This is a genomic window from Aeromonas veronii bv. veronii, assembly GCF_000820225.1.
In the GTDB taxonomy this organism is placed as follows: domain Bacteria; phylum Pseudomonadota; class Gammaproteobacteria; order Enterobacterales; family Aeromonadaceae; genus Aeromonas; species Aeromonas veronii.
This window is the reverse complement of the sequence record NZ_CDDK01000035.1, coordinates 1-873: the sequence shown is the minus strand read 5'-3', so window position 1 is coordinate 873 and position 873 is coordinate 1. Positions and strand designations below refer to the sequence as shown.

Genomic DNA, 873 nt, shown 5'->3' with positions numbered 1-873 from the left:
ACCCTGATTGCGCCGATCGCGATGGACGACGGCCTGCGTTTCGCTATCCGTGAAGGTGGCCGTACCGTAGGTGCTGGTGTTGTAGCTAGCGTAATCGCCTAATCGATTCGTTATATACAAACATGAAAAGGGGTGGCTTCGGCCACCCCTTTTATTTTTGGGGCTATTTATGGCCTGTGAGATACTGGGCAAAACCATTGATAGAGGTAGTTTCCGTGAGCAACCCCGCCATTTTTCTGGATCGTGACGGTGTCATCAATGAAGACACTGGCTATGTCAGCCAGGTCGATGATTTCCATTTTCTGCCCGGAGTCATAGACGCTCTGCAGCTCCTCAAAAAGAAAGGCTATCTACTGGTCGTCGTCACTAACCAGTCCGGAATCGCCCGCGGCTACTTCAGTGAAGATGACTTCATGAATCTGACTGAATGGATGGATTGGTCACTGGCTGATCGGGATGTGGATCTTGATGGCATCTACTTCTGCCCCCATCACCCGGATCACGGCGCCCCCTGTGATTGCCGCAAACCGGAGCCAGGCATGCTGCTGTTGGCACAACAGGAACTGGGGATCGACATGAGTCGTTCCTATATGGTGGGTGACAAGCCTTCCGATCTGAAAGCTGCCGTCAATGCTGGTGTTGGTCACAAGATCATGGTCAGAACCGGTAAGCCGGTGACCGAAACGGGTAGTGCGCTGGCCGATGCTCTCTATGACAATCTGCACGATTTTGCTGTTGCGGTGCCTGCAGTGAGCTGATTTCGCCGGTTTAATATGCCAATTGGTGGCTTTGTGAGCGAACAAACAGCGAAAGCCATCTTTTTGCAATTATCTGCTTGCCAGAAAGAATCTGTTCCCTATAATGCGCCTCCAT

General features: G+C 51.7%; 2 protein-coding genes. Both read left to right on the top strand.

Features of this window, described 5'->3' with window-relative positions; all coding sequences use genetic code 11:
- Positions 1-102, top strand: a 102-nt coding sequence (locus BN1139_RS21065; protein WP_019446595.1) for an EF-Tu C-terminal domain-related protein, incomplete at its 5' end; no start/stop codon positions are given.
- 113 nt (positions 103-215) lie between these two features.
- Positions 216-758, top strand: a complete 543-nt coding sequence (gene gmhB, locus BN1139_RS15180) for a D-glycero-beta-D-manno-heptose 1,7-bisphosphate 7-phosphatase (RefSeq protein ID WP_005356377.1) — start codon at positions 216-218, stop codon at positions 756-758.
- Positions 759-873 lie beyond the last annotated feature (115 nt).